Source organism: Puribacter membranae (genome assembly GCF_055380425.1).
Genome location: NZ_AP040167.1, coordinates 1804262 through 1829510 on the forward strand (window position 1 = coordinate 1804262; position 25249 = coordinate 1829510).

The window sequence follows — 25249 nt, forward strand, 5'->3', positions numbered from 1 at the left end:
TATCGTGCCATCAGCGTGCACGCATGTCCATGCGAAACGCTCTGTCTAAATATTATAAAATCAATCAAGGAGCCACTATGAGTCCGACTCGTCACCGCATTGCTTTAGCCCTGTTTGCCACATTGCCCTTCTACGCGCTCAATGCGCAGGCCTTTGACTCGGCCACACCCGAAATCGCCACGGATGTCGCGGCCAATCAAAGGAGTGTACACGCCGAGAAATTCATGGCCGCCACAGCCAATCCGTATGCCACCCAAGCGGCCTATGATATTCTCAAAGCCGGCGGCAGCGCGGTGGACGCCGCCATTGCCGCGCAAATGGTGTTGGGGTTGACCGAACCTCAGTCGTCGGGGGTGGGCGGCGGTGCATTCTTGTTGACCTTTGATGGCAAACGGGTGCGCAACTACGATGGTCGCGAAACCGCGCCGGCGAAGGTGGACGAAAACCTGTTTCGAACGCCCGCCAAGGCTGATATGGCTTTTTACGATGCTGTGATTGGCGGACGCTCGGTCGGTGTGCCGGGCGCAGTGGCGATGTTGGCCGCCGCCCACCAACGCGAGGGCAAATTGCCGTGGGCGAAATTATTTCAGCCCGCAATTGATTTGGCGACGCGCGGATTCATCATTTCACCACGCATGAGCCAGTCCGTGCAGGCGGATAAATATCTGATGAAAGACCCGACGGCGCGCGCGTATTTTTACCAAGCCGACGGCGTTACCGCCAAACCGGCCGGTACGCTGCTACAAAACCCTGAATACGCGGCAGTGCTCAAGGCCATCGCCCAACACGGTGCGAAAGCGCTGTATACCGGTCCGATTGCTCAGTCCATCGTGGACAAAGTGCACGCGCACCCGAGCAATCCGGGTTATTTGAGCATGCAGGATTTGGCCAAATACCGACCGAAAATCCGCACGGCAGTGTGTGGCAAATACCGCGATTACACGGTCTGCGGGCCGGCTGCGCCCAGTTCCGGCGGGGTTGCGGTGTTGCAAACATTGGGACAGCTCGAACGTTTCAATCTGAGCACCCTCAAACCCACATCGACGCAAGCCATCCATTATTTTTCCGAAAGCGGGCGACTGGCCTTTGCCGATCGCGGCAAATATTTGGCCGATCCTGATTTCGTCTCTGTACCCTCTAAAGGTTTGATTGATCCGAGCTATTTACAACGCCGCGCCGAGCTGATTCGTGCCGATCAGTCCTTGGGTACGGCGGTGGCGGGCAAGCCTGCCGGTGCGCCATTGGCTTTGTTAGAAACGCCGTCGCCTGAGCGCATTTCCACCTCGCACATTTCGATTGTCGATGCACAAGGTCGCGCCGTATCCATGACGACCTCGGTCGAAGACGCCTTTGGTGCACGCCAAATGGTCAACGGCTTTTTGCTCAACAACCAATTGACCGATTTTAATTTCTCACCGATGGACAAAGACGGCACATTGATCGCCAATCGTGTCCAGCCAAACAAACGCCCGCGTTCATCCATGGCGCCGGTATTGGTGTTTGACGAGTCAGGTAAAAGGCTACAAATGGTTGTCGGCTCGCCCGGCGGCTCGCGCATCATCGGTTACGTAGCGCAGACCTTGGTCAATCTGATTGACTGGAAAATGGATCCGCAAACAGCGGTGAATATGCCGCATTACGGCAGCCGCAACGGCCCGAAAACCGAAATTGAAAAAGGTACGGCGCTATCAGAACAAACCGGCGCATTAACGACCCTCGGGCATGAAGTGGTTGAGGCCGAAATGACCAGCGGTCTGGCCGCCATCGTCAAAATCCCGCAGGGCTACGCCGCAGGTGTGGATGCGCGGCGCGAAGGGGTGGCCAAAGGTGATTGAGCGTTTGGCTTAGGCTGTGTTCATGATTGGCGGCATCAATGAGCGAGGATGGCAACATCCTCGCTTTTTAGCGCATTTTGCCCAAGTACCGCGCCCACAACGCCGCACGTCCGTATCCAACTGCGAGTAGAATCGCGCTTTTAAGCTCATCACTCTTTCCTTATGCGCCACCATTCCTCTTCCTTGCCGCCCAATGAGTCCTCGAACAATCCGCGCCGTTCGGACTGGGACACCATTCGTTCACTCTGGCCGTATATTTGGGCGAGTAAATACCGCGTTTTGATCGCGCTGTCGGCGCTGATTTTGGCGAAACTGGCGAATCTGGCGATTCCGACCACACTCAAGCACATTGTCGATGCGATGACGCCGAACCCGACCGTGCAGGCGGTGTTGGTGGTGCCGGTGGCGTTATTACTGGCGTACGGAGCGCTGCGTGTGTCGCAAACGCTGTTCAATGAGTTGCGCGAGATTGTGTTTTTTCAGGTGGTGGAGAATGCGGCGCGTACGGTGTCGTTGAAGGTATTCAATCAATTGCATCATCTGTCGCTGCGTTTTCATCTGTCGCGTCAGACGGGCGGCCTGACGCGTGACATCGAGCGCGGTAATCGCGGTATCCGCACGCTGATTGGCTTTTCGTTCATGACGATTGTGCCGACGCTGATCGAGGTGGTGATGGTGTTGGGCTTTTTGTGGGTGAAGTACGATGCGGTGTTCGTCGCGATCACGGCGGCGGCATTGGCGGGCTACATCGGTTTTACCGTGTGGATTACCGAGTGGCGCACGCAGTATCGCAAGCGTATGAATGAGATGGATTCGAAGGCAAATCAGAAGGCGATTGACTCACTGCTTAATTTTGAAACGGTGAAGTATTTTAACAATGAGTCGTTCGAGGCCAAACGCTACGATGAGGGTTTGAAACAGTTTCGCGTCGCGGCGATTGAGTCGCAAAATTCGCTGTCTTTGCTCAATCTCGGCCAGCAGATGATTATCTCGGTCGCATTGATTGCGATTCTCTGGTATGCCACACGCGACGTGGTGGCAGGGCGCGCGACCGTCGGCGATTTGGTGTTGATCAATACCTTGATGTTGCAGTTGTACGTGCCGCTGAATTTCCTCGGCGTGATGTACCGCGAGATCAAGCAGGCGCTGATTGATGTGGACAAAATGTTCACGCTGCTGGATGCGCCACACGAGATCACCGATGCGCCGAATGCGGCGGCGTTGCAGGTCTCCCACGGTCGCGTGGAGTTTCGCCATGTGGATTTTGCCTACAACGACAACCGGCCGATTTTGCACGACGTGAGTTTCACCATCGAGCCGAACACCACCACGGCGGTTGTGGGTAAAAGCGGCGCGGGTAAATCGACCCTGTCGCGCTTACTGTTTCGATTTTATGACGCGCAGAGCGGCGATATTTTGATTGATGGTCAATCGGTGCGCGCCGTGACGCAGGAAAGCCTGCGCCAAGCCATCGGTATCGTGCCGCAGGACACGGTTCTGTTCAACGACACACTGGGCTACAATATCCGCTATGGCCGCCCCGATGCGAGCGACGAGGAGGTGTTGGCGGCAGCGCAGGCCGCGCATTTGGATGGGTTTTTGGCACGCCTGCCCGAAGGTCTGGACACGCAAGTGGGTGAACGCGGGCTGAAAATCTCCGGCGGGGAAAAACAGCGTGTGGCGATTGCGCGCACTTTGTTGAAAAACACACCGATTTTGGTGTTTGACGAAGCGACCTCCGCGCTCGATACCCACGCGGAAAAAGCCATCCAGTCGGCATTTGATGAAGCCGCACACAACCGCACCACGCTGATCGTCGCGCATCGACTCTCCACCATCGTGCACGCGGAGCAAATCCTCGTGATGGACGACGGACGCATTGTTGAGCGCGGCACGCATGCGGAATTATTAGCGAAAAAGGGCGTTTACAGCGAGATGTGGGCGCAGCAGCAGCGCGAGCCGATGAGCGAATAATAGTTTGCATCCATTCAGAGTCAGCTCACGCATGAGATATCTCTGACCACGACTGCGCTTCGCAACAGAACTCATCCCACAGTTGACCAAATGTGTCACTGCTCAGCCACTCCCATTCTTGCTCACGTGCCGTTTTGATGCTGTCTTGCCAGTGCGCATCTGGCAAAGCAGGATGGCACATCAGTACCGTACCGCGTTCAGGCGCTCGACTCAACCATTCGCGCCAGTAATCGGCCAAGCGCGCTTGATCCGCCTGAAAGTCATACACGCCGCCAAACCAATTATTCTGGCGAATGCCACGCTGCGCGCACATGCGGTTCAACGTGCGTCCACCCAACGCATGAATCAAGCGCGCTTTAAAGTCGCCCTGTATCGCTTGGGTACTGCGTATTGGGATCATGGGAGAGGTGTAGCGCCGGCTCAATTCCTCCAGCAATAATGCTCGCACTACAGGAAATTGATGAACGTGCTGATGCCCATCCACAAAAGCCGGTGCCGCACTCATCGTGGCTTCAAATGCATCGAATTGCTGCACGATGAGCTGCCGCAATTGCGCCCGACCCCATAGACGTAACCAACTACGCGCCATCACTGCCTTGAGCGAACCTTGACAAACCAAGCCTGTCAAATCCAAGTGCAGGCCAATATCCACATTTAGACGCTGTAATTGCACCACCTCGCTGGGCCGAATCGCACCCGCACTCATAAAGCTGGTCGCATGAATGCGTCGCATCTGCGCCAAACGCAAGACCGCTTGATTCACCGCGTCGGACAAACCCAAATCATCTACATTGAGGGTAATTTTTTTCATGAAGCGGTGTTTTGAGGAGAATGAGGGCGGCGAAACGCCCAAAATTTGGCCAAAGCGAAGGTCATCAGCGTGACCAATAAAGTCACGACAAACCAAATGCTGCGGTAATGATCATGCCCAAAGACGGTTAAACCCATGGTAAACAGTGACTGATTAAGCAAAAACCCACCGATCGAGCTCAGCAACCAACGCCACAAACTTGGCAGCCAATGACGTTGCGCCGAGTTTGCTCGAAAAGTCCAACTCAGATGCCCGTAAAAACTCACGCAAAACGCGCACACAAACGCCAGCGGATTTGCCCAAAACGGCGCAATACCGCCCCACTGCACCAACAGCACCAACACCGCGAAATGCGTCAGCGCGGCGCACGCACCGACAATGGCAAAAAACAGCGCTTGCTTTCGAGTCGTCTGGCTCATGTTGACGAATCGCCTTCCCAAATTTGGTCAATCACATACAAAGGACGCTGCTTCACCTCGTCATAAATCCGCCCGATGTATTCACCAATCACGCCCAAACAGATCAATTGCACACCGGCGGAAAACATCAGACCGGCAACCAAGGTCGCCCAACCAGCAACCTCCTTACCGAAAAACAGCGTATCAAATACAATATAAAAACCATACATCAGAGACAAAACCGAGACGACCAAACCCATGCGCGAAATCCAGCGCAAAGGTTTTTGTGAAAACGAAGTAATACCAATTAAGGCCAGCTCAAACAAACTGGCGTAATTAAACTTGCTCTCGCCATCCTGACGCTCATGCGCCTCAAACGGAACATACACGGTTTAAACCCGACCCAAGCGTATAAACCCTTCATGAAGCGTTGACGCTCGGGCAAAGCCAACAACGCATCCACCACTTTTCGACTCATCAAGCGAAAATCACCCGCGTTCGGCTTAATCTCATAGCGATGGGTGTCCTGCATGAAATGATAAAAACCGCGTTTCAAACTGCGTGCCAGCCAGCTCTCATGCGAGCGATTGGCCTGCACACCGACCACCATATCGATTCCTTGCTGATTGAGCGCCAACATCTCTTGCAGCACCGAAATCGGATGTTGTCCATCCGCATCCATCATCGCCACAATGCGCCCCTGCGTATTGGCCAAACCCGCACTCAGCACCGCTTCTTTGCCAAAATTGCGCGACAACTGAACCAAGCGCAAGGTAATGTGCGCCGGACACACGGCCAAATGTGCTTGAAACACCTCGCGCAGATTGTCGCGGCTACCATCGTCCACGATCACAATTTCCTGCTGATCGGGCAACTCCGCCAGTGCGCAATACAATGACGGCAAAAATTGATCCAAAATCGGCGCCTCATTGTAGGCGGGAATGACAATACTCAAATAAATGCTCATGGACTCAACTCATTTTTTCGCAACACACGCATGGCAGGTTGATCAGCGTACTCATTGTCTGAAAACAACCAACAATAATCAAAGGGGCTATTTTGCTTGCAGGATAAACTGCTACGAGGAAGATAGCATCTCCCATACTTTTGGTAAACCCCTTTCGGTAAACCCCTTTCGACAAACCGCTTGGCATCGCCCTAAAGAAACACTTCGCTCCTCCAAGCGATCAGGAAAGCTTATTGTCGCTTCCACAAGCCATACAGCGTCTGCTGGGTTTTGCCCTCGCGCACGCAAGCCCAGCCGAATTGGCTCAAAACCGTCCAATCGAAGCCTTTTTCAACCTCAACGTACAACAGCGTGTCTTCAACGCACAGCGGCGCAATCAGCGGCAAAGTGCGCGCCAGCCAGTCCTGTCCGAACGGTGGATCAAGGAATATCACATCAAAATAGATGTTTTGCTCGGCAAACTGCGCCAATACCTTGAGCGCATCATCGGCCAACGCACGTACTTGCGCGATGCCCGCGTCTTGCTTTTGCCAATGTTGCAGGATATTGCGGATGTTTTCAACGGCGGGCTTGTGGTTATCAATCAATACCACGTCGCGCGCACCACGGCTGACGCATTCGAGGCCAAACGCGCCACTTCCGGCGAACACGTCCAAAACCTGTTGCTCGGCAAACTGCCCGCCCCAAAAATGATTGAGCCAGTTAAACACCGTTTCGCGCACGCGATCACCGGTCGGGCGCAATCCCTCGTGCGTCGGCACGGGCAATAATTGCCGCCGCCACTGGCCTGCAATGACGCGAATCTGTCCTTGGGTCGTTCGATGAGGGGGTGATTTTGGGCGCATGTTGGAATATCTGCGTGAATCTGTGTTAAAAGGCAACGCAGTCAATGATTTATCGGCGATGTGATTGTCGCGCTCGGCTGCTTTGCGTACAATGGGCGCATTATACCGTAGTGAGTTCAGATCAAAATTATGTTTAACTTTTTCCGCCGCAAAAAATCCGCCGAAACCGCCCCGATAGACGAATCATCCGTCATTGAGGTCATCGACAATGCACCGACCGAGGCCGATGCCACCTTGGCTCTGAACGAAGCCGCGATTGCGCCGATTACCGAGCCGCTCGTGGAAGAATCACTGAGCGAGGCAGCCACTGATGCTCCGACCGCAACTCCGACCACAACTCCGGCCAATGCAGCGGCAAACGACGGCAGCGCACCTGAGATCAAAACCAGCCTTGCTGATATTTTCAATCGCGCCTTGGACGATCAATTGGCGCAGATTCCTGCAGACGAGCCGAACGCCGAACACCGCGCAGATGGCGCAGACAACGCATATGCACGCGAAGAAACCTTCATCGCACCACAACCTGAGACACAAGACAAACCCAGCGCAGAGCAATTTTCCCAGCGCGGCTGGCTGGCGCGACTGCGCGCCGGACTGAGCAAAACCGGAACGAATTTGCGCCATGTGTTTGTCGGCGTACGCGTGGACGAAGCCTTGTTTGAATCGCTCGAAGACGCCTTGCTCATGGCCGATGTGGGCGTGAACGCCACTGAAAAAATCCTCTCTGCCGTGCGTGCGCGGGTGAAAAAAGAGCGCATCGAGGATGCGCAAGGCGTGCGCAACGCCTTGCAAAGTGTCTTGATCGAACTGCTGCGTCCATTGGAAAAAGAATTGGACATTGACGCGCATCGCCCACTGGTACTGATGGTCGCGGGCGTGAACGGTGCGGGTAAAACCACCAGCATCGGCAAACTCACACACCACCTGCAAGCAATGAACAAAAAGATCATTCTCGCAGCGGGCGACACCTTCCGCGCAGCGGCGCGTGAGCAGCTCGCCGTCTGGGGTGAGCGCAACAACGTCACCGTGATCGCGCAGGAATCCGGCGATCCGGCGGCGGTCGTATTTGACGCCATCGCCTCGGCGCAGGCCAAACAATTGGACGTGGTGATTGCCGACACAGCCGGACGTCTGCCCACGCAACTGCACCTGATGGACGAATTGAAAAAAGTCAAACGCGTGGCCGACAAAGCCCTGCCCGGCGCACCGCACGAAATCATCCTCGTACTGGACGGCAATATGGGGCAAAACGCATTGGCGCAGGTCAAAGCCTTTGACGAAGCCATCGGACTGACCGGCCTGATCATCACCAAACTCGATGGCACGGCCAAAGGCGGCGTACTCGCCGCACTCGCGGTCGAGCGCAACTTGCCGGTGTACTTCATCGGCGTGGGCGAAGGCGTGCAGGATTTACAAACCTTCGACGCCGAGGAGTTTGCACAGGCGTTGCTGGGAGAATAACGATGCCCCGTTTGATCAAACGGTGGGCCGCTCTGACTTATTGCTTCTTGCTTTGCATCGTAACCCCAGCGCTATATGCACAAGATCAATCAAATGATTGGCAACCCAGCGAAGGATTGGTTGATTATTTTGTGCAGGATCATCAATTAGATCATATACAAGCCTACAAAACAGCATCTGCCACCGAGATAAACTGCTCTGACCTCATGGGGCAAGACGCGAAATTAATGCAAGCAGTCATTCAAGTCAGTCATGATTCGGAGTGGGGCGAGCGCCGCGTATTGGTATTGGAAAAAATGTCAGACTGGTTCTCCACCGAGGCAGGCAAAAATATTCTTTTACGTCAAAAAGCGCTGCTCAATAGCTCAATGAGCGCCCATGCAATTGCTCATGAAAGAGAATTATTGAATATCGAGTTAGAAAAAACGCTTGATTTGTATCCCTCTGAGTTGGATTTTTTGCTGAATACCATTCCCTCTGACAATACAAGGTCTACAATGCGCTTAACGAAGGCGCTCATTGACTTTATTGATCGCCATGAGCATTGCGCCCAAGCGCTGTTAATTCATTATCCTGACAAACCCACCTTATGATTAAAAACGGACAAATTTTAGCCACCGTCGATATGGGCTCCAACAGCTTTCGCCTCGAAATGGCGCGGCTGGAGCATGGTCAACTGGTGCGCATTGATTACTACAAAGAACCGGTGCGCCTCGGTGCGGGCTTGGACGAAAATGGCAATCTAACACCGGCAGCCATTGCTCGCTCGGTTGAATGTTTGGAGCGTTTCGCCGAACGTTTGCGCGGCGTAGCGCCGTATGCGGTGCGCGCGGTGGCAACGCAAAGTTTGCGCAGTGCGAAAAACCCCGAGGATTTTCTCAAACCGGCACAGGCCGCGCTCGGCTACCCGATCGAAATCATCGCGGGGCGTGAGGAAGCACGATTGATTTATCTGGGCGTATCACACGATTTACCGAAGGACGGCGAGCATCGTTTGGTGGTGGACATTGGCGGCGGCTCGACCGAGGTGATTCTGGGCAGCAATTTCACGCCGCATGAGTTAAATTCATTTCGCATCGGCTGCGTATCGCACACGCTCAAATTTTTCCCTGACGGTCGCCCGACCAAACGCTCATTTGAAAAGGCGGTCATTGCGGCATCGGCAACCTTTGAAGAGGGCAAAGCCGCCTTTGGCGCGCAGCACTGGAAATACGCGGTCGGCTCATCCGGCACGATCGAGACCATCGCCGAATTGTGTGTGATGCTGAACAAAGACAGTCCGGGCAAAGAACACACAACCTATCCGATCACGCGCGAACGCATGAATCAACTGGTACAACTGATGCTCAACAAAGAGCCGAGAAAATGGCCGTTCGCCGACACCATGCGCGAGCAACGCGCGCAGGTTTTGGCCGGTGGTCTGGCGGTGTTGATGGGGCTGTTTCACGCGCTGGACGTGCAGGAAATGCGTCCGTGTTACAGCGCGTTGCGCCAAGGCGTGATGATCGATTTACTCGAACAATTGCGTGGCGGCAATACGCGTCTGGACGTGCGCAAGCAAACCATGATGCGCCTGATGAAACGTTACAGCGTGGATATGACACAGGCACAGCGCGTGCATGCATTGGCCATGGCGCTGTACGCGCAAATTGCACCGAATGCAGACGATTTGGCGCGCCAACGCCTCAGTTGGGCGGCGATGACACACGAGATCGGCATGGCGGTGTCGCACGACGGCTACCACCGTCACGGCGCGTATTTGATGGCGAATACCGATTTGGCGGGCTTTTCACGCTTTGCGCAAAGTTATTTGGCGGATTTGATTGGTGCGCAAGTCGGTGGTCTGCGCAAACACAGCGCGATTTTGAGCAGCAACGTTGATTTCCCCGCGCATGTGTTGTGCTTGCGGCTGGCGGTGATTTTGGCGCATGCGCGCGTGGACATTGATTTGCCACAAGCGCCGCTGAAATTCAAAAACCAAAAAATCCAATGGCAGATTGAACGCCCGTGGCGCGAAGCCCATCCGCTGACCAGCTATTTGATCGATGAAGAATGGCGTGCGTGGGATAAAGTTGGGTTTAAAGCCCAAGCATAGTCATTATTACCCACACGCAGCCGCAACATCTCGTGCTTTTTAACAGAGCGCTCTCGTTTTAAAAAAATGCGGAATAAATATGATTTTCAGCGCAAGGATTTCTGTAGGTAAGCATACTTGACAGTATCCTCAATGTTAACGCTTTGATTTTGCTCAAACTTTGTCAGGGTTTCCCTGACAAAGTTTCCAATGTTAAGCACGGAAAAAGTGGGGGTTTACTTTTTCCGTATTTTCTTAAAAACTATGCGCATCCTGCCGATCGCCAATCAGCACCGACTCCAACGCAATAATCATCATGTCGTTGAAACTGGTTTGGCGCTCCGCGGCCGACACCTGCTCCTGCGTGCGGATGTGGTCGGACACGGTACAAATCACCGCAGCCTTGGCGCCGTACTCAGCCGCCAAGCCGTAAATACCCGCCGCTTCCATTTCAATCCCAACAATGCCGTACTGCTCCATCGTGTCAAACAGACTGGTATCGGGGTTGTAGAACAAATCCGCTGAGAAAATATTGCCGATGTGCACCGGCGTGCCGTGCGCTTTGGCCGCCTCGACCATCGCCTGCACCATATAAAAATCGGCAATCGCGGCAAAATCATGCCCTTTAAACCGCGTGCGATTGACTTTGGAGTCGGTGCAGCCGCCCAAGCCAATCACGATGTCACGCACATGGATATCGCGTCGCACCGCGCCGCACGAGCCGACGCGAATGACTTTTTTCACGCCAAAATCGGTGATCAATTCTTTAATATAAATCGAACACGACGGAATGCCCATGCCATGCCCCATGACCGAAATCGGGCGGCCTTTGTACGTGCCGGTGTAGCCGTACATATTGCGGATGTCGCACACTTGGCGCACGTTATCCAAATACGTTTCGGCAATGAATTTTGCACGCAGCGGATCGCCCGGCATGAGCACCACGTCGGCGAAATCGCCCATTTCGGCATTGATGTGTGGGGTGGCCATGTGATTGTTACTCCTTTAATAAATCGGTTCCGTACGCCATCGGCGTGGTACCAAAATAACGCGCCAGCGTCTGCCCAATATCGGCAAAGGTTGTGCGTGCGCCCAAATTGCGCGGCACAATGTTTTTGCCATACAGCAGCACCGGCACATGCTCACGCGTATGATCCGTGCCGCGCCACGTCGGATCGCAGCCATGATCGGCGGTCAACACCACGATGTCGTCCGCGCCGAGCAACGGATACAGCTCAGGCAAACGCGCGTCGATGTACTCCAGCGCCGCCGCGTAGCCTGCGACATTGCGTCGATGGCCGTAGGCGGAGTCCAGATCAACCAAGTTGGCGAATATCATGGTGTTGTCCTTCGCCGTGCGCACCGCCGCCAGCGTTGCGTCCAACAGCTCGGCCAAGCCGGTCGCTTTGACCTTGTGCGTGATGCCGACGTTGGCATAAATATCGGCGATCTTGCCGATGGAAATGACTTCGCCGCTGCGCTCTTCGACCAGTTTTTGCAAAACCGTCGGCGCAGGCGGCTCCACCGCATAATCGTGGCGGTTGCCCGTGCGTTCAAATTCACCCGCGCGTTCGCCGACAAACGGCCGCGCGATCACGCGCCCGATGTTGTAATCGTTCAGCTCCTCGCGCACGATTTCGCACAATTCGTACAAGCGTTCCAAACCAAAATGTCCCTCGTGCGCGGCGATCTGAAATACCGAATCCGCCGAGGTGTAGAAAATCGGTTTGCCCGTGCGGATGTGCTCCTCACCCAGTTCATCCAAAATCACGGTGCCCGAGGAGTGGCAATTACCGAGGTAGCCGGGTAACTGCGCGCGCGCGACGATGCGATCAAGCAGCTCCTGCGGAAACGAGTTGGTTTTGTCGCTGAAATAGCCCCAGTCAAACAGCACCGGCACGCCCGCCATTTCCCAGTGACCGGACGGCGTGTCTTTGCCGGAAGACAATTCAGCTGCATAGCCATACGCGCCGATCAGCTCGGCATTCGGATTCAATCCCGTCGGAAACTGCCCCGTCGCTTCGGCATTCGCCTGTGCCAAGCCGAGTGCGGTCAGATTAGGCAAGTGCAATGCCCCCGTGCGCACCGCATCACCATACAGAGCGCCGTACTGCGCGGCACGCTGGTCGCATTCGCCGCGCGCGCATGCCTGTGCAATGTGGCCGAGCGTGTTCGCGCCCGCATCGCCGAATGCCGCTGCATCCGGCGTCGCACCGATGCCAAATGAGTCCAACATGAGAATAATGGCTCGTTTCATCGTCTTCCTTTTTCAATATTAGGAGTCAAATGTCAAACCCAAATGGGTTACCAACAGGCTATTAACATTCAATCAACCCCCGTCATTCTCGCGCAAGCGGGAATGACGGCTTATTTTTTAAGATCCTATAGCATTTGCATGCTGTTTTAATTCTGTTTTAAGCGCGCAAATTCTATTGTATCAACGAATGATCTGATAAATCTCCGGCGTCGGTGTATACGGCTGTTCATCAATCGTCACCGCAGCCAAAAATGCCTGCGCCGCTTGTTGCCACGCCGCTTCGTCTTTGGCATGAATCACGGTCAGCGGCGTATGCGCATCAACCTTTGCGCCCAAAGGCAATACTTGGTCAAAACCAACACGCAAATCAATCACGTCGGTGGCGACGCGACGACCGCCGCCCAAGCCAATCACGGCAATGCCGACACTGCGCGTGTCCATCGCGCGCAAAGTCCCTGTCTGCGGCGCGAACAGCGGTTTGATGACCGGCGCGGCTTCAAAGTAGTTGGCGTAGTTTTCGACGAAGTCCGCCGGACCGCCTTGTTCCACCACCATACGCGCGAAGTATTCCGCCGCTTTACCGCTGCGCAGGGCGTGTTCGAGCTGCGCGTTCGCATCCGCTTTGTCTTTGGCCAAGCCACCGTTGATGAGCAGCTGTTCGCACAGCGCCATATTCACAGCGTGCAGGCGCGGATTGATTTGCTCGCCGCGCAGATAGCGCACGGCTTCGGCGACTTCGAGTGCATTGCCCGCGCTGGAGGCGAGCACTTGGTTCATATCGGTGAGCAGGGCGGTGGTTTGGCATCCTGCGTGGTTGGCGACATCAACGATGGATTGCGCCAGCGCTACCGAGTCCTCGTAGGTCGGCATGAACGCGCCGTTACCGACTTTCACGTCCATCACCAAGCTGTCCAAGCCTTCGGCGAGTTTTTTCGACAGAATGGACGCCGTAATCAAATCAATCGACTCAACGGTCGCGGTGATGTCGCGCGTGGCGTAAATGCGTTTGTCGCAGGGCGCCAAATCGCCGGTCTGGCCGATGATCGCCGCACCGGCGGTTTTAACGATGTGGCGCAACTTTTCAGGGTCGGGGAAGGTGTCAAAGCCCGGAATCGCAGAGAGTTTGTCCAGTGTGCCGCCGGTATGCCCCAAGCCGCGCCCCGAAATCATCGGCACATACGCGCCGCAAGCCGCGACCATCGGCGCGAGCATCAGCGAGACCACGTCGCCCACGCCGCCGGTGGAGTGTTTGTCCACCACCGGACCGTTCAATTGCAGGTCTTTCCATTCCAGCACGCGCCCCGAGTCGCGCATGGCGAGGGTGAGGGTGGTGCGCTCTTCGATGTTCAGTTTGTTGAAGAAAATCGCCATGCACATCGCAGCGATTTGCCCTTCGCTGACGCTATTATCGGTCACGCCGCTGACGTAGGCGCGAATGTCCTCGGCGTTCAGTATGCCGCCATCGCGTTTTTTCTTGATGATTTCTTGTGTGAGCATGGTGTTCTCCTTATTCTGTGTTCAAAATGATGTTCAATAATTGCTGTGGTTGATCGTGGTATCGGTGTCGTTCAACGTTGCCAATAGATTGTTCAGCAAACCCGATGCGCCAAAGCGGAATATTGCCGGTTTGACCCAGTCTGCGCCCATGATCTCGCGCGCCAAATCGAGGTATACCATCGCGTCCTGTACCGTACGCACGCCGCCTGCGGCTTTAAAGCCCAAATTGCGACGCCCGCTGGCGCGGATGGTTTCGATCATATAGCGCGCGGCTTCCGGTGTGGCGTTGATGTTGACTTTGCCGGTGGATGTTTTCAGAAAATCGCCACCCGCGTCAATCACCAATTCGCTGACCGAGCGAATGACGCGCTCGCTCACCAATTCACCCGACTCGATGATGACTTTGAGCAAGACATCGCGCGCATGGCAGACCTCGGCGCAGGCCGCGACCAAATCACGCCCGACCATCATATCGCCATCCAAATACGCACGGTACGGGAATACCACGTCCACCTCGTGCGCACCCGCCGCCACGGCGGACTCGGTTTCGCGGATCGTCAAATCCACATCGGCACCACCGTGGGGGAAATTGGTCACGGTGGCAATTTTAACCGCGCTGTCCGCACCCAGTGCGTCGTGCGCCACGCCGATAAAGCGCGGATAAACGCACACCGCAGCGGTGTGGCCGAACGGCGTCACTGCGTTCGCACACAGTTGGCGGATTTTCTCATCGGTGTCGTTGTCCTCTAAACTGGTTAAATCCATCAGTGTCAAAGCGCGTTGTGCATACTGTTTGATATCCATGTGTACTCCAGTCCATTTAAAAATGATTCTGCCATCGCCTCCCACCATTTCACTGCTCGGGATAAAAAACGCCGGTTGCTTATTATGATGGTTCTTTGCAATGCCGGCGTCAACTGATTCTCTGTACTCAGCACCTTGTTTTTCAAATACTGATGGCTCAACGAGTCATGGAGAATATTATTTTTATGTCCACATAGTATGTGAATCCAATAACATTTTCAACATATTTTGATATAGAAATCACAATTTGATGGTTTTTCCTAAATATTTCAAAAATCAGCGATATTGTTTGCATTAATTTTGTTATTTTGATAACATTTTTGGCAGGCAAATTGCCTTTTCCCCACACCTCGACAAGCCATGGAACTCACCCGCCGAGAAGAGCGCCTCAAAAAAATCGCTCAACAACTCAAACGCACCGGAAAAATTCATCTGAAAGAGGTCGCCGCGCAGCTCAACGTCTCGGAAATGACCATACGGCGCGACATCCATGCCGAGCCATGCGAGATCGTTTTGCTGGGTGGCTATTTGGTCTCCCAACAGAACAACAGCAGCGTCAGCCACTACTTTGTCTCCGACCAGAAAAACAAGCTGGTGGCTGAAAAACAACGCATCGGCGCACTCGGCGCACGGCTGATCGAGCCGGAAGACACCGTATTTTTCGACTGCGGCACCACCGTACCGTATCTGATCGACGCGATTGATGACAACATCGCATTCACCGCCATTTGCTACTCGCTCAACACCTTTTTAGCCTTGCAGGACAAGCCCAAATGCCGCGTGATTCTGTGTGGCGGCGAATTTAAGGGCGACAACTACATTTTCAGCAGCATCGGCCCGCGCAATGAGCTGGACGACCTACGTCCGAACAAAGCCTTTATTTCCGCTGCGGGCATCAGTTTGGATTTTGGCGTGACCTGCTTTTATCTGGAGGAGCTGCCGATGAAGCAACGTGCGCTGGCCAGCTCGCAGCAGCGTATTTTGATCGCCGATCACAGCAAATTCGGGCAAACGCGTGCCGCTTACATCGGCGCGCTGGACCAATTTGACCTGCTGATTACCGATCGCGCGCCCGAAGCCGTATTTAGCGAATACGCACAGGCCAATGGCATCGAACTGCTCACGCCATAGGCCATTTTCACTGTATTCAACTTAACAAAACTTTACACCTTATCCACGATTGTCCCACGCTTTCGCCATACTCTCACCACGATAATTCTTTAGTATATTAGTCAACTAATCGCACACCAACGCGTTAATTAATAGCGCTGATCGCGTTTTAGCACTCTCGATAAAAGAGTGCTAAAATACCATCAGACAAACCGATGCCAGCCTCTCACGCGGCATCATCGAGTTGATGGGATACATCAACCGCATGGAGAACAGAACAGATATGACCACATACGCAATGAGCCCTTATTCAGCCAAATACAACCAATTGCTCGCAGTGCCGAGCTTGGGTGATTTGGACGCATACACCCGCGCGGTAAACGCGGTGCCTATGCTCACGCCTGAACAAGAGTACGAGTTTGCGATGTCTTACCGCGCAGACCCGAACAACTTACAGGCCGCACACGCATTGGTGGTGTCGCACCTGCGCATGGTGGTGTCGATTTCGCGCAACTACATGGGCTACGGCCTGCCGCAAGGCGACTTGATTCAAGAAGGCTCGATCGGCCTGATGAAAGCGGTGAAACGATTTGACCCGACGCGCGGCGTGCGCTTGGTGTCGTTCGCCATCCACTGGATCAAGGCGGAAATCCACGAATACATCATCAAAAACTGGCGCATGGTGAAAATCGCCACGACCAAGGCACAACGCAAATTGTTTTTCAACTTGCGCAGCATGAAAACCGGCGAACACATGACGCAGGAAGAGGTGCATAACGTCGCCAAAGTCCTGCGCGTCAAACCCGAGGAAGTGATCGAAATGGATCAACGCCTGACCGGTCGCGACATCGCGATTGACGGCGGCATGAACGACGACGAAGATGCCGTGGCGATGGCGCCGATTGCCTACTTGGCCGACGAGACACAGGAGCCGACGCAGGTTTTGACGCGTGCCGAGAGTGACCGCTTACAATCATCCGGTTTGAGCGCCGCGCTGGACGTGTTGGACGAGCGTTCACGCGACATCATCGAAGCGCGCTGGTTGGCCGATGACGAAGGCAAAGGCCAAACCCTGCACGATTTGGCCGACAAATACCACGTCTCTGCCGAACGCATTCGCCAAATCGAAGCGGCGGCGATGAAAAAAATGCGTGCGCATTTGGCGCAATAAAGCGACAAAAATCAACGATAATACGGCGTGGGCGCAAACCCGCGCCGTTTTCGTTTTAAGTCAATCAAAGAGGACACACATGAACAGCCCGTGGAGCAAAACCGCACAAGACACCGTCGAACAATGGGTACAAAACTCGCCGCTGCGCGATTTGAGCCAAAACGCCAAGACCTTTTTGATCGGCGCACTGCAAAAAATGGACGTGGTCACGCGCGAAGAATATGACGTGCAAGTGGCCTTGCTGGCACGCACGCGCGAAAAATTAGAAGCATTGGAACAGCAGGTCGCTGAATTGGAGCGCAGTCTCGCGCAAAAATAAGCCGTGCGTGACGGCCAACCAACTGTCCGTAGCGAGTCAAAGCCTTGTCGCGACAAAAAGCGAAAGACCACTTGAATAAGCCCATCTATTCAAGCACACGGCACGAAAAAAGAGGCTGATCGCCTCTTTTTTCAATGCTCAGCGTCCGCTCAAACCCGAATCTGTTGTTGCGTGGCGCAATGGATCGTGCCACCACCATTGGCCAAGCCATCCGTGGTGATTTGCATCACACGACGATCGGGATAGAGCGCTTGAATCTGTTCAAACGCACGCAAATCCGCCGCCGCATCGCCAAAGCGCGCCATCAGCACGCATTGATTGGCCAGATAAAATCCGACATAGCCTGCGGCAAAGCCGTCCGCATTGAATTTGGATTTGCCTGAACTCCAATTGCGCGCCACCACGGTTTTCTCCACATCCTCAAAATTCGGCGTATCCAAGGCAATGGCGCGAATCGGCCGTCCTTGCGCGTCAGTGGCGGCGGACAAAATGCGTTTGTGTTCCTGCGTGGCATGATAATCGGACGAGTCGGGGTCATTGTCCAAGGTGTAAACGACCTGCGCCGGCCCCACGAAGCGCGCGTAAAAATCAATATGGCCGTCGGTAATTTCCTTGGCGCGCACGCCGGGCAGCCAAATGACTTTTTTAATGCCTAAAATCCGCGCCAATTCGGCTTCCACATCCGCTTTGCTTTTATTCGGATTGCGGTTCGGATTCAAAATACAGCTCTCGGTGCACAGAGCCGTGCCTTGCCCATCCACTTCGATGCCACCGCCTTCCATCACCAGCCAGGTGCTGATTTTGGTCGCACCGGTTTGGCCGATGATGAAATCCGCAACCCGTTGGTCTTCGGTCACGCGTTGATCGCCAATGCCGTTTTCGGCTTTCTCCGGATCTTTACGCCAGCCCGACGCGCCGGTGTCCTCCTGCCCCCAACCGTTGAAATTGAAATTCACCGCGTACAGATTTTTGTCCGCCGGTTGACCCACGGCATGCACGAAAACCGGCGCGGTATCGCGCGTCCACAAATCATTCACCGGCTGAATGAGCAGCTCAATCGCACCCGCCGCCTCTATCGGCGGCAGGGCCTTGCCACCGGTGTAAACCGCGCTTTCCTCATATTGACCGACAGCGCCGCTCACCGGCTCTGCGCGAATCTGCGTCAGAAAATCCAAGGCTTCTTGTTTGTCCTTTTCATTGCTCACCAGCATTTTCACGGGTTCGAAACGCGACAAATTGGCCGCAATACGCATCAAATCTTTACGCGCGATCGAGCGACTCGCGCCGTAATTGCCGCTCGTGCCCCACGCGGCGGCAGTCGCACCATACGCCATCCATGTGGCGCTGTGGGGTTCGCCCTCATCGGGCATGAGGTAGCCGCCGCGGGCACCCGCGGATGCCGTGGAAGACGTCTGTTCTGCGCCGTCAGCGCACGCCACGATGGGCAGAATGGACAGAGCGCCCAGCCCCTGAATGAATTGTCGCCGTGATAAACGCGTGCTTGCCATCATGTCTCCTTGTGATTTATTTGACTCCATGCGGCGCATTATACACACGCTCAAACCGCTTTGTTTGTGGGCTTTATGGTATGATCCGCGCTGTTTTCACCTATTTGGACAGCACCATGACGCAATCACAATTACGCTTTAGCGGCGACATCAAGGACTACCGTCAACCGATGGTGACCTCGCTCGGGATTATCTTGGGTTTTTTGCTGAATTTTTTGGCGACTTGGTCGGCGGAAAATGAAGCCGGAGCCGCGATTCAGACGACATCCGATTGGCTGATTGTGATCACGCTACTGGTTTCACTATTAGGGATGCTGTGGGTGCTTTACCGTGTGTTGAATAACCGTTTGGCCTCGCCCGACACCTCGTCCGAGCAGGTGGCGCGCTATTATCAAACGACATTTAAGCTGTACATCACCAGCGTTAGCTTGGCGTTTTTGGGCGTGATTATTTCGTTATTTTTCTAAATTGCACTGTCGATGTGGATCAATGGCACAAATCGCTGTCAGACTCATCCAGCATGGCGTGCAACAGCGCATCGTCAATGCTTTGCTCATCCGCCCATAAAATCGTCAGCACCAAGGCTTTGAAATGCTCAACGCTGTTCGGCACCACCGGCAACATCATGCAGCGTTCGATGATGCGCTCGCGCTGCTCGGCACTGATGGACGCGCCATGCGCCAAACTGCTGAGAAAATTCAGATTGTCATCACCCAAATGCAGCCGCTCGGCGCTGTGGTAAATGCGGTGGCTGTGCGCGTGTGTGGCGTGAACCACCTCAATGCCCAAGGGCTGGCGCAACAGTTCAACCCATGCAATCGCCGCGCGCACTTCGTTTTCCTCGAAGCCTTCGTACGCCAAACGTCGCGCGAGCGTCGCCGCGTCGGGGCATTGCGTAATGCCTGCGTAGTTTTCGAGTAGGTAAAAGAAGATATCGGCCACGTTAAAATCCTTTGCAACTGGAGGCTGAGAATGAATGTGCGTTGGTCTGACACAAGGGCAACGCGGGCGTATTTTAACCGAAAACCAACTGCGCCGCCGAATAAATCCCGATCAATGGCTCCCTTAACCTTCAATTTTTAAGGATTGCGATTCCCATCCCATAATCCGATGCGTCATTGCGGTTTTACCCCCGCAATCTTCTTGCGAACAGATGGCGTATGCAGTACGATATGACACCTTATGTTAAATGGAATGCCAGATCCATCCTTAACTCAGCCGCGCATACACATGACCGGCTCGCTTTTCAATCTCGCCTTGTAACTCCAACCCCATCAGCTCGGCCAATAGTTCGCCAACGTCCAAACCGGTGCGCGCCGCCAGCGTGTCAATGTCGCACGGATCGTGCCCCAGCGCGTTCAAAATGGTTTGCGCCGCCGCAGAAACGTCGCTTGCGCCTGAGTCCGTATGAGCAACCGAAACCGCCTCATTTTCTGCCGCCGAAATCACTCGCGTGTGCAACGGCACACGCAATTCGTCCAAAATATCCTGCGCGCATTCGACCAATTTCGCACCCTGCTTAATCAAGGCGTGACAGCCTTTGGACAGCGGTGAGTGAATCGAGCCGGGGATGGCGAACACCTCGCGGTTTTGTTCCAGCGCCTGCCGCGCGGTGATCAACGAGCCGGATTGCAGCGCCGCTTCCACCACCAAGACGCCTTGCGACAGGCCGGAAATGATGCGATTGCGTCGTGGAAAATGCGTTGGCTGCGCTTTTGCGCCGAGCGGAAATTCACTCACAATCAAACCGTGCTCGGCAATTTCGTAGGTCAATTTTTGATTGCGCGCGGGGTAAATGATGTCGCAGCCTGTCCCAATCACCGCGATGGTGGAGCCGGCCATACTCGGCGCACGGCGGTAGGCTTGGAGCGCGCCTTGATGCGCGGCAGCGTCAATGCCGAGCGCGAGGCCGGAGATGATGTGGCAGCCGCCTTGCGCCAGCTCTTCGGCGAACCACTCGGTGTTTTTGATGCCCTGCGCGGTGGCGTTGCGACTGCCAACGATGGCCAAGGCGCGCGACGCACCGGAAGTATTGAGTAACTCAATCCGCCCTTTAGCGTACAACAGCGCGGGCGGATCACTGGTGGTTAGCAATGCGGACGGATATTGTGGACAAGCCAAGGTGATGAGGTGGTTGTTCGGCTGTGCGAGCCACGCCAGCGTGCGCTCGATTTGCTGTTGCAACGCCTCGTCCGGCTCGCTCAATAAATTGCGCGTGACACGCTCAGACACCACACGCATCAGCGTGCCGTAGCTTTGCGCGAAGATTTGTTCGGGCAGGCCAAAATGCGTGAGCAGCAAGCGCGCAGTCACATCGCCCACGCCCTCGGTCGCCAATAGCCGCAGCCACGCAGCGATTTCCGCTTCATTGAGTGAGATAGCAACGCGTGGCTCGACGGTCATGGCGCATCCGCTGCGGCTGAAGTGAGTCGTTTTAAATACGCGCCGCGCACAACTTCGCGCTCGGCATTCTGAATCTGTATGATGCTGTAACGCGGCAACACCTGCACGATGCGCACCTGTGCGCGTTGGCGCGTGACCTGCGTATTTTTTTGTGCCGCATCGATCATCTCAACCAACGCCCAGCGCTGCTCCGGCGTCACGCCGTGCTCCGCCCCTTGATCCATGATCGCAATGCTGTTGTGCGCACCAATCAGGCGGGCATTGGACGCGGGTAAAAACCCGAGCAAACGCGCCTGCGTGCTGGGCGCACTCGATGCGCTCAACAGGGTTGGCGCGGATGATTGAGGCGCCGTCAACTGCACACACATCCGCGGCACCACCTGGTCACCGCGATCAACCTCTTCCACAGCCTGCGTAATCCGCAGCGGCGCGATGAATTCACGCGTCGCGCTATTGCTGCCCGACGATTCAACCGACAAACGCGCATCCCAACGTGCCTTGGCGATCAGGCGTACAAAGCGCCCCAGCGTTTTGCCATTCATATCGTTGATCGGCTCGCCCGCGCGCACCAATAAATACGGCTCACGTTGTGCCAAACGGCTCAACTGCGCCGCGTCCGATACCGACGAGTGCCAGCGAATCAGCACGCTGTCGTTTTTCGCGCCCAAAAACCGCTCCGCATCCGCCGGCGTTAGCGGCAAACTGCGTGCGGCGCGGTTGCCTGCCTGAGGTTGATTCAACTCATGTTGCTTGAACTCATGCGGCTCAAACCACCATTGGCCGTAGGCATCACCGCCACCGTGCGCTTGCACGATGCTCGGTTGCAATTGGAACACCTCGGCGCAGGTCATTGACTGCGACAAGTCCGTTGCCGCAGTCTCGGCGTGTGCCGAAAACATACAAGCGCCGAATAAAATGGCTGCGATGCGCTGCCGAGCAGCGGGCTTGGAAAGGGCTGTGGTAAAATGCGTGGATAAATTCATGGTGTGCGGATTGGTCAATGAGTCATCGGGCAAACGCGCATCCGACGGCCCACCTTGGCGCAGCAAACGGAGCGAGCGCAGGGTGGGCGCATTATTCTACAAGAGATGGTAAAGAATTATGGCGGTATTGTCTATTTTAAAGTTCCCTGATCCGCGTTTGCACACCGTTGCCCAACCGGTCAGCACGTTTGACGCAGCATTGCAAACCACAATCGACGATATGTTTGAGACCATGTACAGCGCCAAAGGCGTAGGCTTGGCCGCAACGCAGGTGGACATTCATCGTCGCATCGTCGTCGTGGATACCTCTGAGGAGCGCGATCAGCCGCTGGTCTTCATCAATCCCGAAATCGTCGCACAAAGCGTCGAACAAAAAGAGTGGGAAGAAGGCTGTCTGTCCGTACCCGAAATTTACGAGACCGTCACCCGCCCCGATCGCGTGCGCGTGCGCGCGCAGGATGCAAAAGGCGAATTTTTTGAAATGGAGTGCGACGAACTGCTCGCCGTGTGCATTCAGCACGAAATTGACCATTTGAACGGCAAAGTATTCGTGCAATACCTCTCCAACCTCAAATTAAACCGCATCAAAAACAAAATTAAAAAACAACAGCGCGAAGCGCAACAATAAAGGCTGCCCATGAACGTGATTTTCGCCGGCACCCCCGTTTTCGCCGCCCGCGCCCTATCCACCATCATCGACGCGGGATTTAACGTCCCGCTGGTACTGACCCAACCCGACCGTCCGAGCGGGCGCGGCATGAAACTCACGCCCAGCCCCGTCAAGCAAGTGGCGCTACAACACAACATTCCCGTCGCACAGCCGATTTCCCTGCGCCTGAACGGCAAATACCCCGAGGACGCGCAAGCGGCACGCGCGCAAATCACCGCTGCGCAAGCCGACGTCATGATCGTTGCCGCCTATGGTCTGATTTTGCCGCAAGACGTGCTGGATTTACCCAAACACGGCTGCATCAATATTCACGCCTCGCTGCTACCGCGCTGGCGCGGCGCCGCACCGATTCACCGCGCAATTGAATCAGGCGACACCGAGACCGGCATCACACTGATGCAAATGGACGCGGGGCTGGACACTGGCGATATGCTCGCAATCGAACGCCTGCCCATTACCGAACAACACACCACCGCGACATTGCACGATGAATTGGCCGAAATGGGCGCGCGCATGGTGGTGGACTATTTGCGTCAACTGCGCGACGGCGCTGCGCCGCAAGCCACGCCGCAGCCAACTGACGGCGTCAGCTACGCCGAGAAAATCGATAAGGCGGAAGCAAAAATCGATTGGACACAATCGGCACAGGCTATCGCGCGCAAAGTACGCGCGCTTGATCCCGCGCCCGGCTGCGTGTGTACCTACATGGAACAACCGCTCAAAATTTGGGCGGCACAAACCGACGAAACCCTCAGCAAAGAGCACGCTGCCGGAACCATCATCGGCGTGGACAAGCACGGTGTGCGCGTCGTCTGTGGCGACGGCTCGGTGCTGCGCATCACCCAGATGCAAAAGGCGGGCGGTAAGCGCAGTCCCGCACATCAAGTGGCCGAAAGCCTGAAACTCGCCGTACAGCAGCAATTGAATTAACGACAGATGGTGTCAAAAAAACAAAAAGCGAGCCGAGGCTCGCTTTTTTCTTGCTCATGATCAATTAACCACGTTGTGCGGCAAACGCTCGGCACGCATCGCCGTACAATTGGAAAATCTTGATCCACAACGGGTTTTCATGCGTTTTCCATTCGGGATGCCATTGCATACTGAGTGTGAAGTGCGGCACGTCGGAGCAGTACATGGCCTCGATCAAGCCGTCTGGTGCATGCGCCAGCGGCGTCAAGCCTTTACCTAATTGTTTGATACCCTGACCGTGCAAGGAGTTGACCATAAATTCGGTTTGACCCAGCGCATTGGCAAACCATGTGTCCGGCACCAATTGCACCGGATGGTGCGGTCCGTACATTTCGTCCAGCGGAATGTCGCTGCCTTTTTCACGGTGATCCATTTTGCCTTCGGTCTCGTGTACTTTTTGGTACAGATTACCGCCACGAGAGATATTCAGCTCCTGATGCCCGCGACACACACCCAAAAACGGCAAACCGCGCTCCATCGCCTTCGGAATCAGCGCCGAGTTAAATAAATCGCGCTGTGGGTCTTGCCCAATATCAGGGGTTTCGTGTTCTTCACCATACAAAGAAGGCATGATATTGGTCGATGCGCCTGATAAATACACGCCATCGGCCATATCCAAATACTGATCCAAATCATCCGCGCCGTAGCAGGTTGGAATCAATAGGGGAACGCACTCGGAAAAACGTACGATCGGATCCGAATATTTTTGCCCCAGTACCTGATAATTCAGGCCGGATAGTTCGCGATCACCCATGGTGATCAACACCACCGGTTTGCGTTTGCCATTTGTCTTTGTATGATTGGAAATACTCATGTCTCACCTATTGTCATTTGCGATGGACATACTGTAGCTGAAACGCAAACCGAGTTGACAGCACCACTTGAGCACGACCCAAGCATACACTCCGGCACGCAACAAACACGAAAAACCACTTTATTTTCATGGTATTAACAGGTGGCGATCATTCATTCAGCCATTTTGCGCCCAGGTCAGTTATGTACAAAATGTGGCGTTATGCCAACCAAAATGCAGGTATTTATGGAATACCTGCGCCAAAAACATTCATAAACCATTTATTTTTTAAGGTTTTGGGCTTACAATAAGAACGTTTTAGGCTACCTGCTATATGCCTTGCTGGCTTGGGCAGAAACCGTTGATCTGCATAGCATCGAGCAGAAGCAGCGCGCGCAGG

Annotated in this window: 25 protein-coding genes; 11 read left to right on the forward strand and 14 right to left on the reverse strand. The window is 54.8% G+C overall.

What is annotated here, in order from left to right; all coding sequences use genetic code 11:
• The first annotated feature begins 77 nt into the window (after positions 1-77).
• Together ggt and ACZ41M_RS08740 are read left to right on the forward strand one after the other, a co-directional pair.
• Positions 78-1835 carry a gamma-glutamyltransferase gene (ggt, locus tag ACZ41M_RS08735; RefSeq protein ID WP_464731537.1) on the forward strand — a complete coding sequence of 586 codons (1758 nt, stop codon included), beginning with the start codon at positions 78-80 and terminating at the stop codon, positions 1833-1835.
• Positions 1836-1997: 162 nt separating this feature from the next.
• Positions 1998-3809, forward strand: coding sequence for an ABCB family ABC transporter ATP-binding protein/permease (locus tag ACZ41M_RS08740; protein ID WP_464731536.1), 1812 nt, complete (start codon positions 1998-2000; stop codon positions 3807-3809).
• A gap of 25 nt (positions 3810-3834) precedes the next feature.
• Here the strand turns inward: ACZ41M_RS08740 and ACZ41M_RS08745 are convergent, their stop codons facing one another.
• The 5 genes from ACZ41M_RS08745 to rsmD all read right to left on the reverse strand — a co-directional run bounded on the left by ACZ41M_RS08745 (position 3835) and on the right by rsmD (position 6830).
• Complete coding sequence (locus ACZ41M_RS08745; protein ID WP_464731535.1) at positions 3835-4620, reverse strand: ChbG/HpnK family deacetylase; 786 nt, start codon at positions 4618-4620, stop codon at positions 3835-3837.
• Entirely contained in the window at positions 4617-5039 is a 423-nt protein-coding gene (locus ACZ41M_RS08750; protein WP_464731534.1) for a GtrA family protein, read from the reverse strand. Before ACZ41M_RS08750 ends, ACZ41M_RS08745 begins: the two co-directional genes overlap by 4 nt.
• Complete coding sequence (locus ACZ41M_RS08755; protein WP_464737508.1) at positions 5036-5407, reverse strand: hypothetical protein; 372 nt, start codon at positions 5405-5407, stop codon at positions 5036-5038. Before ACZ41M_RS08755 ends, ACZ41M_RS08750 begins: the two co-directional genes overlap by 4 nt.
• Positions 5326-5985 (reverse strand): glycosyltransferase family 2 protein, encoded by a 660-nt coding sequence (locus ACZ41M_RS08760; RefSeq protein WP_464731532.1) that lies wholly within the window; start codon positions 5983-5985, stop codon positions 5326-5328. The genes ACZ41M_RS08755 and ACZ41M_RS08760 overlap by 82 nt, the downstream gene beginning before the upstream one ends.
• Positions 5986-6215: 230 nt before the next feature.
• Positions 6216-6830, reverse strand: a complete 615-nt coding sequence (gene rsmD, locus ACZ41M_RS08765; protein ID WP_464731531.1) for a 16S rRNA (guanine(966)-N(2))-methyltransferase RsmD — start codon at positions 6828-6830, stop codon at positions 6216-6218.
• A 129-nt stretch (positions 6831-6959) separates the two neighbouring features.
• On the opposite strand from rsmD, the gene ftsY reads away from it, so the two are divergent.
• Genes ftsY through ACZ41M_RS08780 form a run of 3 tightly spaced genes read left to right on the forward strand, consistent with a single transcriptional unit; the run spans position 6960 to position 10386 of the window.
• Positions 6960-8291: a signal recognition particle-docking protein FtsY gene (gene ftsY, locus ACZ41M_RS08770; protein ID WP_464731530.1), complete on the forward strand. Its 1332-nt coding sequence runs from the start codon at positions 6960-6962 to the stop codon at positions 8289-8291.
• A 2-nt stretch (positions 8292-8293) separates the two neighbouring features.
• A complete protein-coding gene (locus ACZ41M_RS08775) occupies positions 8294-8884 on the forward strand; it encodes a hypothetical protein (protein WP_464731529.1) in 591 nt (196 codons plus the stop codon).
• Positions 8881-10386, forward strand: coding sequence for a Ppx/GppA phosphatase family protein (locus tag ACZ41M_RS08780; protein ID WP_464731528.1), 1506 nt, complete (start codon positions 8881-8883; stop codon positions 10384-10386). Before ACZ41M_RS08775 ends, ACZ41M_RS08780 begins: the two co-directional genes overlap by 4 nt.
• 234 nt (positions 10387-10620) lie before the next feature.
• Here ACZ41M_RS08780 and deoD read toward each other — a convergent pair whose 3' ends face one another.
• From deoD to deoC, 4 genes are all read right to left on the reverse strand, one after another.
• The gene (gene deoD / locus ACZ41M_RS08785; protein WP_464731527.1) at positions 10621-11355 is read right to left on the reverse strand and encodes a purine-nucleoside phosphorylase; all 735 of its coding nucleotides are present in this window, start codon (positions 11353-11355) and stop codon (positions 10621-10623) included.
• A 7-nt stretch (positions 11356-11362) separates the two neighbouring features.
• On the reverse strand, positions 11363-12622 hold the full coding sequence (locus ACZ41M_RS08790; protein WP_464731526.1) for a phosphopentomutase: 1260 nt from the start codon (positions 12620-12622) through the stop codon (positions 11363-11365).
• Positions 12623-12802: 180 nt separating this feature from the next.
• Positions 12803-14119: a thymidine phosphorylase gene (deoA, locus tag ACZ41M_RS08795; protein WP_464731525.1), complete on the reverse strand. Its 1317-nt coding sequence runs from the start codon at positions 14117-14119 to the stop codon at positions 12803-12805.
• Between the two features lie 33 nt (positions 14120-14152).
• Complete coding sequence (deoC, locus tag ACZ41M_RS08800) at positions 14153-14923, reverse strand: deoxyribose-phosphate aldolase (protein ID WP_464731524.1); 771 nt, start codon at positions 14921-14923, stop codon at positions 14153-14155.
• A 360-nt stretch (positions 14924-15283) separates the two neighbouring features.
• Between deoC and deoR the strand changes: the two genes are divergently transcribed.
• From deoR to ACZ41M_RS08815, 3 genes are all read left to right on the forward strand, one after another.
• Positions 15284-16054 carry a DNA-binding transcriptional repressor DeoR gene (deoR, locus tag ACZ41M_RS08805; protein WP_464731523.1) on the forward strand — a complete coding sequence of 257 codons (771 nt, stop codon included), beginning with the start codon at positions 15284-15286 and terminating at the stop codon, positions 16052-16054.
• 277 nt (positions 16055-16331) lie between these two features.
• A complete protein-coding gene (gene rpoH / locus ACZ41M_RS08810) occupies positions 16332-17204 on the forward strand; it encodes an RNA polymerase sigma factor RpoH (protein WP_464732166.1) in 873 nt (290 codons plus the stop codon).
• A 79-nt stretch (positions 17205-17283) separates the two neighbouring features.
• Positions 17284-17523: an accessory factor UbiK family protein gene (locus tag ACZ41M_RS08815; RefSeq protein ID WP_464731522.1), complete on the forward strand. Its 240-nt coding sequence runs from the start codon at positions 17284-17286 to the stop codon at positions 17521-17523.
• Between the two features lie 149 nt (positions 17524-17672).
• On the opposite strand, the gene ACZ41M_RS08820 is transcribed toward ACZ41M_RS08815, so the two are convergent.
• A complete protein-coding gene (locus ACZ41M_RS08820; RefSeq protein ID WP_464731521.1) occupies positions 17673-19031 on the reverse strand; it encodes an agmatine deiminase family protein in 1359 nt (452 codons plus the stop codon).
• A gap of 116 nt (positions 19032-19147) precedes the next feature.
• Here ACZ41M_RS08820 and ACZ41M_RS08825 point away from each other — a divergent pair, with 116 nt between their 5' ends.
• Positions 19148-19498 carry a hypothetical protein gene (locus ACZ41M_RS08825; protein ID WP_464731520.1) on the forward strand — a complete coding sequence of 117 codons (351 nt, stop codon included), beginning with the start codon at positions 19148-19150 and terminating at the stop codon, positions 19496-19498.
• A gap of 19 nt (positions 19499-19517) precedes the next feature.
• Here the strand turns inward: ACZ41M_RS08825 and ACZ41M_RS08830 are convergent, their stop codons facing one another.
• The 3 genes from ACZ41M_RS08830 to ACZ41M_RS08840 all read right to left on the reverse strand — a co-directional run bounded on the left by ACZ41M_RS08830 (position 19518) and on the right by ACZ41M_RS08840 (position 22450).
• Entirely contained in the window at positions 19518-19973 is a 456-nt protein-coding gene (locus tag ACZ41M_RS08830; protein ID WP_464731519.1) for a DUF494 family protein, read from the reverse strand.
• A gap of 267 nt (positions 19974-20240) precedes the next feature.
• Entirely contained in the window at positions 20241-21434 is a 1194-nt protein-coding gene (gene dprA / locus ACZ41M_RS08835) for a DNA-processing protein DprA (RefSeq protein ID WP_464731518.1), read from the reverse strand.
• Positions 21431-22450: a hypothetical protein gene (locus tag ACZ41M_RS08840; protein ID WP_464731517.1), complete on the reverse strand. Its 1020-nt coding sequence runs from the start codon at positions 22448-22450 to the stop codon at positions 21431-21433. The genes dprA and ACZ41M_RS08840 overlap by 4 nt, the downstream gene beginning before the upstream one ends.
• A gap of 85 nt (positions 22451-22535) precedes the next feature.
• Between ACZ41M_RS08840 and def the strand changes: the two genes are divergently transcribed.
• The gene (def, locus tag ACZ41M_RS08845) at positions 22536-23045 is read left to right on the forward strand and encodes a peptide deformylase (RefSeq protein WP_464731516.1); all 510 of its coding nucleotides are present in this window, start codon (positions 22536-22538) and stop codon (positions 23043-23045) included.
• Between the two features lie 9 nt (positions 23046-23054).
• Positions 23055-24017 (forward strand): methionyl-tRNA formyltransferase, encoded by a 963-nt coding sequence (fmt, locus tag ACZ41M_RS08850; RefSeq protein ID WP_464731515.1) that lies wholly within the window; start codon positions 23055-23057, stop codon positions 24015-24017.
• Positions 24018-24081: 64 nt separating this feature from the next.
• Here the strand turns inward: fmt and ACZ41M_RS08855 are convergent, their stop codons facing one another.
• Positions 24082-24870 (reverse strand): gamma-glutamyl-gamma-aminobutyrate hydrolase family protein, encoded by a 789-nt coding sequence (locus ACZ41M_RS08855; RefSeq protein WP_464731514.1) that lies wholly within the window; start codon positions 24868-24870, stop codon positions 24082-24084.
• Positions 24871-25249 lie beyond the last annotated feature (379 nt).

What these genes read in the sequence shown, in the direction of transcription:
- ACZ41M_RS08790 (WP_464731526.1), bottom strand. Translation starts at nt 12,622, where the DNA reads ATGAAACGAGCCATTATTCTCATGTTGGACTCATTTGGCATCGGTGCG.
- ftsY (WP_464731530.1), top strand. Translation starts at nt 6,960, where the DNA reads ATGTTTAACTTTTTCCGCCGCAAAAAATCCGCCGAAACCGCCCCGATA.
- rsmD (WP_464731531.1), bottom strand. Translation starts at nt 6,830, where the DNA reads ATGCGCCCAAAATCACCCCCTCATCGAACGACCCAAGGACAGATTCGC.
- dprA (WP_464731518.1), bottom strand. Translation starts at nt 21,434, where the DNA reads ATGACCGTCGAGCCACGCGTTGCTATCTCACTCAATGAAGCGGAAATC.
- ACZ41M_RS08855 (WP_464731514.1), bottom strand. Translation starts at nt 24,870, where the DNA reads ATGAGTATTTCCAATCATACAAAGACAAATGGCAAACGCAAACCGGTG.
- fmt (WP_464731515.1), top strand. Translation starts at nt 23,055, where the DNA reads ATGAACGTGATTTTCGCCGGCACCCCCGTTTTCGCCGCCCGCGCCCTA.
- ACZ41M_RS08815 (WP_464731522.1), top strand. Translation starts at nt 17,284, where the DNA reads ATGAACAGCCCGTGGAGCAAAACCGCACAAGACACCGTCGAACAATGG.
- deoC (WP_464731524.1), bottom strand. Translation starts at nt 14,923, where the DNA reads ATGGATATCAAACAGTATGCACAACGCGCTTTGACACTGATGGATTTA.
- deoA (WP_464731525.1), bottom strand. Translation starts at nt 14,119, where the DNA reads ATGCTCACACAAGAAATCATCAAGAAAAAACGCGATGGCGGCATACTG.
- ACZ41M_RS08775 (WP_464731529.1), top strand. Translation starts at nt 8,294, where the DNA reads ATGCCCCGTTTGATCAAACGGTGGGCCGCTCTGACTTATTGCTTCTTG.
- ACZ41M_RS08820 (WP_464731521.1), bottom strand. Translation starts at nt 19,031, where the DNA reads ATGGCAAGCACGCGTTTATCACGGCGACAATTCATTCAGGGGCTGGGC.
- ACZ41M_RS08750 (WP_464731534.1), bottom strand. Translation starts at nt 5,039, where the DNA reads ATGAGCCAGACGACTCGAAAGCAAGCGCTGTTTTTTGCCATTGTCGGT.
- def (WP_464731516.1), top strand. Translation starts at nt 22,536, where the DNA reads ATGGCGGTATTGTCTATTTTAAAGTTCCCTGATCCGCGTTTGCACACC.
- ACZ41M_RS08745 (WP_464731535.1), bottom strand. Translation starts at nt 4,620, where the DNA reads ATGAAAAAAATTACCCTCAATGTAGATGATTTGGGTTTGTCCGACGCG.
- ACZ41M_RS08825 (WP_464731520.1), top strand. Translation starts at nt 19,148, where the DNA reads ATGACGCAATCACAATTACGCTTTAGCGGCGACATCAAGGACTACCGT.
- ggt (WP_464731537.1), top strand. Translation starts at nt 78, where the DNA reads ATGAGTCCGACTCGTCACCGCATTGCTTTAGCCCTGTTTGCCACATTG.
- rpoH (WP_464732166.1), top strand. Translation starts at nt 16,332, where the DNA reads ATGAGCCCTTATTCAGCCAAATACAACCAATTGCTCGCAGTGCCGAGC.
- deoD (WP_464731527.1), bottom strand. Translation starts at nt 11,355, where the DNA reads ATGGCCACCCCACACATCAATGCCGAAATGGGCGATTTCGCCGACGTG.
- deoR (WP_464731523.1), top strand. Translation starts at nt 15,284, where the DNA reads ATGGAACTCACCCGCCGAGAAGAGCGCCTCAAAAAAATCGCTCAACAA.
- ACZ41M_RS08760 (WP_464731532.1), bottom strand. Translation starts at nt 5,985, where the DNA reads ATGAGCATTTATTTGAGTATTGTCATTCCCGCCTACAATGAGGCGCCG.
- ACZ41M_RS08740 (WP_464731536.1), top strand. Translation starts at nt 1,998, where the DNA reads ATGCGCCACCATTCCTCTTCCTTGCCGCCCAATGAGTCCTCGAACAAT.
- ACZ41M_RS08780 (WP_464731528.1), top strand. Translation starts at nt 8,881, where the DNA reads ATGATTAAAAACGGACAAATTTTAGCCACCGTCGATATGGGCTCCAAC.